At 36.4% G+C, this 5,686-nt stretch carries 5 protein-coding genes; 4 read left to right on the top strand and 1 reads right to left on the bottom strand.

Translation table 11 applies throughout. The features are described from left to right. The first annotated feature begins 520 nt into the window (after positions 1-520). The 4 genes from NST39_RS19920 to NST39_RS19905 all read left to right on the top strand — a co-directional run bounded on the left by NST39_RS19920 (position 521) and on the right by NST39_RS19905 (position 4,310). Positions 521-1,639, top strand: coding sequence for a Rap family tetratricopeptide repeat protein (locus tag NST39_RS19920; protein ID WP_341030039.1), 1,119 nt, complete (start codon positions 521-523; stop codon positions 1,637-1,639). A gap of 80 nt (positions 1,640-1,719) precedes the next feature. Next, a complete protein-coding gene (locus NST39_RS19915) occupies positions 1,720-1,956 on the top strand; it encodes a hypothetical protein (protein WP_142671663.1) in 237 nt (78 codons plus the stop codon). Between the two features lie 158 nt (positions 1,957-2,114). Continuing rightward, positions 2,115-3,152, top strand: coding sequence for a protein rep (locus NST39_RS19910; protein WP_341030038.1), 1,038 nt, complete (start codon positions 2,115-2,117; stop codon positions 3,150-3,152). Positions 3,153-3,656: 504 nt separating this feature from the next. After that, entirely contained in the window at positions 3,657-4,310 is a 654-nt protein-coding gene (locus tag NST39_RS19905) for a hypothetical protein (protein ID WP_341030037.1), read from the top strand. Between the two features lie 75 nt (positions 4,311-4,385). Here the strand turns inward: NST39_RS19905 and NST39_RS19900 are convergent, their stop codons facing one another. Further along, positions 4,386-4,859 carry a DUF3967 domain-containing protein gene (locus tag NST39_RS19900; RefSeq protein WP_110487812.1) on the bottom strand — a complete coding sequence of 158 codons (474 nt, stop codon included), beginning with the start codon at positions 4,857-4,859 and terminating at the stop codon, positions 4,386-4,388. Positions 4,860-5,686: the final 827 nt, after the last annotated feature.

Below are 5,686 nucleotides of genomic sequence, written 5' to 3'. Positions count from 1 at the left end.
GTCAAAAATGATAAGATTAAAGAAATATATGTGCGTTTGTTTTGTTTGGCGAAGGTGCGCAGCGGAAGACGACGACAGTCGTCGAGTGGCAACGAAAAGCGAAGCACCGAGAGCCAAACGGGAACCCCCCCACTCTAACAGGGGGGTACTACGGAAGAAAAAAACAAATTGAAGCTAGTCATAGCAATGGATTGACTCGTTTTGAGTTTGTGACAAAGATTTAACTGAATGATTAAAACATATAAAAATACCGAGGCTGTAATTCTAAAATGCCTTTGAGAGCGTTCAGATTCGTTTCTGAGCGCTTTTATTTTTGTTCAGGTAATTGAAATAAGGGAATGAGTCAAAAACGCTTATAAGGGCTTTAAATGCGTTTTTTCGTTTTGTCTGCTGAAATCATTTAAAAAAATGTTTGCGAGATGCCGAAAATTTTCAAAAGTGGGGCGCAAACAGGCTTCTCTTATGAGAAATTATGCTAGGATTTAACAGAAAAATGGTTATTTACAAAGGGGGATTGATGATGGCGAATATACCTTCTTCACAAATTGGTGTTCAAATAAACGAATGGTATATCCATATAAAACGATTCAATGTGACCGATGCTGAAATATTAAAAACGGAAATTGAGAGAAATTTAAATGATATGGAAGAGGATCAAGACGTCCTTTTATACTTTCAATTAATGGAGTTTAGACATCGTTTGATGTTGGACTATTTAAATCCCTCTGAAAGCAGAATGAACAAAGCTGACTACTTGAGGGAGGTAGAAGGACAGGGGAAGAGACTTACTGGTCTTCTTGAATACTACTTTCATTTTTTTAAGGGAATGTATGAGTTTTCAAAAGGGGAATATTTGAGAGCTATCACGTTCTATAGACGTGCCGAAAAGAAGCTTTCACAAGTTTCAGATGAAATTGAGAGAGCAGAATTTTATTATAAAATTTCAGAAGTTTTTTATCATATGAAGCAAACTCATATGTCTATGTATTATGTGAAACTTGCTTATGATACATATACGGCCAACTCAACTTATGTTATTCGAGAAATAAACTGTCTTACAGTTGTTGCAGGAAATTATATTGATTTGAAAACTCATGAGAAGGCTTTGGTTCATTTTGAAAATACTCTTAAGATTGCTAGATCACTTGATAACGACTCGATGGTTACAAAAGCTTTGTTGAATGTTGGGTGTTGTCATAATGATATGGGGCAATACGATAAAGCAGTTTATTATTTTGATCGTGCTGTTGAGGTTGGTGAAAAAATTAAAGCTAAAGAATTGATCCAAGCCTATTATGATTTAGCTCTAATTTATCTTAGAAAAGGTAATAGAGAAACTGGAGTTTCTTTTTTTAAGAAGAGTTTAGAATATGTTCAATTTTTTGAGGATGCTTTATTTGGACGAGTTTTAAACGTGTTGAAGGCTTTGTATATAGATTTAGGTGATAGAGAGCATGTTCTTCATGCCATGAATGAATTGAGAAACGCAGCTGGTTTTCCTTATTTGGAGGAATTGGCATTAGAAGCCGCCGAATTCTATAATAGGCTTGAGCGTTTGGATGATTCTGTATATTTTTATAGACAGATGATTGATGCTCAAAAACAAATTCGGAGGGGCGATGGCTTGTATGAGTTCTAAGAGATTTTTCTCTGTAGTCATGTGTGCGCTTGTACTATTAGTTTCTGTAAATTTTGTTGTTTCAGAAACTAAAGAGAGTCATGAAATTGCATCAAGGGTTGCAACTTGATAAAGATGTATTAGCAGACCCCTTAGGGTCTGTTTTTTTGTTGTGTAGCATGGTCAAAAAATCAAAAAAAAAATCTCCCCCTGCGGGGAAATTTGGTTTAGTCTTTGGTCTTTTAGGTTTTGAGGTTTTGGTTTTTGAAAAGTTGGCGGTTTCGCCAGCTTTTTGGGCGATTTTGACGGAGTCAGAATCGTGTCTTTTCTTATCTTGATACATATAGAAACTACTCAATTTTGAAAAAGTAGGCAAAATCCAGTCCTGTCAAGGGTTTAAAAGCATTTTGACATGTAGAAACTCCTTCTGATATTATTGAGTTACCACACTACAACAATATATTGCTAGAGAACTAGCGACAGAAGGAGTTTCTTTATGTGTAAATCTTTTAATTTTGTTGATTCCAATTCGGATTATACCATCCTTGATGATAAAACCGCAACAGGTAAAAAGCGGGATTGGCGAGGAAAAAAACAAAAATCTACGTTGATGTCTGAGCATTATAAGGCTTTGGAAAAACGCACTGGAGCGCCTTACTACGGAAAAAAGGCTGAAAAAATGTGTGACTGTGCAGAATGCTTGGCGTTTAGAAGAGATAAGGCAACAGGCAGACTACGATTATATCAAGCCTATTTTTGTAAAGTGAGGTTATGCCCTATGTGTGCATGGCGAAGGTCGTTAAAAATTGCCTATCATAATAAACTGATTGTCGAAGAAGCAAACAGGCAATATAAACCGTCATGGATATTCCTCACGTTGACAGTCCGTAATGTCGAAGGTGATGCTCTGAAACAAACCATTTCAGATATGATGACAGCATGGAATCGATTGTTTGGATATAAAGCAGTGAAAACGGCGGTGCTTGGCTACTTTAGAGCATTGGAGATCACTAAGAATCATGAACAAAATACATACCATCCACATTTTCATGTGTTAATACCGGTGAAAAAGAGTTATTTTTCTCATAACTATATTAAACAATCAGAATGGACAAGCCTTTGGAAGCGTGCAATGAAATTGGATTATACACCGATTGTGCATGTGCAGCGGGTCAAAGGAAAAAAGAGTATTGATGCGGAAGCGATTGAAAAAGAAGTGCGCGAAGCAATGGAAGAGCAGAAAGCCATTTTAGAGATTTCTAAGTATCCAGTGAAAGATACTGATGTGATACGAGGGAATGAAGTGACCGAGGAAAATCTTGATACGGTTTATTATTTGGATGATGCGTTAAATGCCAGGCGGTTGATCGGCTACGGCGGGATCTTGAAAGAGATTCATAAGGAACTGAATTTGACGGATGCCGAGGACGGCGACCTTGTTCGGATTGAAGAAGATGATGATGAGGTAGCCAATGAAACGTTTGAAGTCATGGCACGTTGGCATGTTGGGATTAAGAATTACATAATCAAGTAGGAAAATCAGACTTTTTTTTCATCTGATTTTCCTACTTGATTTTTTTATGTATTTTTGAGTTTTGAGTAACTTACAATGCTAATTATTAAAGTGCTTAATGTTCCAAGAGAAATCCCTATACTTATATAAAGATTATTTAAGAATATGAAGCTAATTATTGTTAATCCAATAAGTATACTATTGATCAAATATACTTTTGTTATTTGTCTTATATTGAATTTTTTCATTAAATAATTTATTAAGTAGAAGAAAATGAAGCTAACTAAAGCAATTGGTCCAAATAGTTTGTTATTTTCTAATAATGAACTTGTGCAGTAACTAAAGATAAGACTTGTAATAATAATAGTGCTGATATTTTTCAATTTTTGTCCTCCTTTTTTATACAAGGTTAACATACTGAATCTTTAAAATAAGATTAAAATTACCACAAATGTAATAAATGGGGTGATTTATGTGTTATAAATTTACTTAGTTTCTACATTATAACAAAAGGGGAGATTTTAATTGTTGGAAGGTCGTATGTTAAAAATTAATATAATTTGTTTGTCTCTACTAGCTTTAGTATTTGCTATGGTTTCTTATCCTATATCAAGTGCTAATGCTCTTGAAATAGGAGAATCAGAGATTAATGAAAAGCAATTAGATTTAGCTTTAGAAATTTCTGAATCTGATTTAACAGAAACAACTGTTGTGAAAAATGGGAAATTAGTTTTGAAGTATGATTCTTATAAAAAAGCTAATGTTAGCAAGGAAACTTTTAAGCGTTTTAACAAATTAGTAGGAGTAGTAAATGGTTATATAAAAGATGGAATTGTCGTTCCTAAAGGTAATATCAATGATGTATTAAATACTCATCCTGATATGAAAGCTGTAGACAATTCAACAGAAGTGAAAAATGGCGATATATCCACTAAAATTACTGTTAAAAAGGACTTTGTAAGAATGAATAATAGTGAAACAAATAAAGCTATTAAGATTATATCAGCTGCCGGGGCTGTTGCAGCCTTTGCTGCTGCATTTTTACTTACTATACCAATTGCAGGAATTGTTGCTGCTGCTGTTGGATTTATTGGAGCAGGGTTGAATTTGTGTAATTGGAATGACAGAGGTGTGGATATTAGAAAAGTTGTGAATTGGTGGGTTTGTGTACCACGTTAATTTCTACTACTTAAAACAAGTGAGCATGTTTTGCTCGCTTGTTTTTTGTATAAGTTTGCTGTTGTCATGGGTGTTCTATTTCCAAAATTGCCACCACTTTTTTTGTTGAGCAGCAGCAATCATTTTTTTTGTTTCAATGGATTCTTTTAAAGCGAGCATGAGATTTTCATCTCGTTTTTTTTGCTGTTCTTCAAATTGTTCGAGTCGTTTTAGGATGGCCCGATTGAATTCTTCTTGTCTTTGAATGAGATCGGCGACATTGACATCTTGTAGCGGTGTAGCGGTATCCGATATGGACAAGTTTGACCGATACAAGGTCGCTACAAGTTTGGCTACTTCTTCTAGTGATTTACCACTCAATTTAGAGTGTGTGTATATATACTCCATAGCGGATAAATCGGACTCATTATACTGACGCCATCCCTTAGTGTCTCTGGCGAAATTATAGCCGTTTTTCTCAAGCATGGCGGCGTATTTGCGTATCGTGACGCTGGAGACATTGAGCTTGTTTGCAATGTCTTGTGAAGAAAGGTAGGTTTCGGGTTTCATAGCGGGTTCACCTCTTTATGATTCATTCGCTACGGTATACGCTACGCCCTCCTAGATCAAAAGGCAAAATGTTTTTGTTTTGCGTAGCGGGTTGAAAGAGAAAAAATTTGATAAGTGTCGCCGGAGACATTTAGGAAAAGGTGAAAAGAGCATAAGGGAAAACTGCAACCACTTTATGTTTGAAATCCCAGTGTGATTTGTTTCGTGGCGGTTGCGATTTTTGAAAGGAATGTGCCTAAAAATGAAATTCTGACACACCTTTTTTTAGGAGAAAAATGCGGTAATGTGGCAGAAACGGCAAAACTGCCACACCATAAAAAGGAAAAGTGAGAAGAATTGAGTAACGTTTTGTGTTTGAAAAGGAGCGAACCTGCACACAAAGAAAGGGAGCGTTTTGCAAAAAAATCAGTAGCAACAAGGGTTCAAAAGCTTTGAATTAAGTTTCGTGTTTGTTTTGTGTTGTTTCGGAAAAGTGTGCACTCAAAAGGAGCGTTACTGTTTAAAAAATGGAGTGAAAAACATAAGGCATGAGTCAACGGTAAGCGGAACGAAAGTGAGCATTAAGGAGTTGACTCATTCACCACACCCAAAGCCTATTGATTCAAACAAACCCCGTTTGTTTGCGCCCGCCGAAGGGGCATCCCCCGAAGATCGGGGGTAGGGGGTTTGAATATTTGCGATCCAACGGGCTGACCGTTGGCGGGTTTGGGCAGAGCCCGAAAAGAGTCACTGGAGAACCAGTGCCCACTTATGCACCTAAATAGGTGCTGTGGGTTTTCTCTCCGTTCAAAGCAGAATGCGAGGCATTGTACCGTTGGCATGAAAGA

This window comes from Bacillus sp. FSL W8-0645, assembly GCF_038007905.1.
GTDB lineage: Bacteria > Bacillota > Bacilli > Bacillales > Bacillaceae > Bacillus > Bacillus pumilus.
Note: the sequence above shows the minus strand (reverse complement) of the source record. Positions and strands in the feature narration are given on the sequence as shown.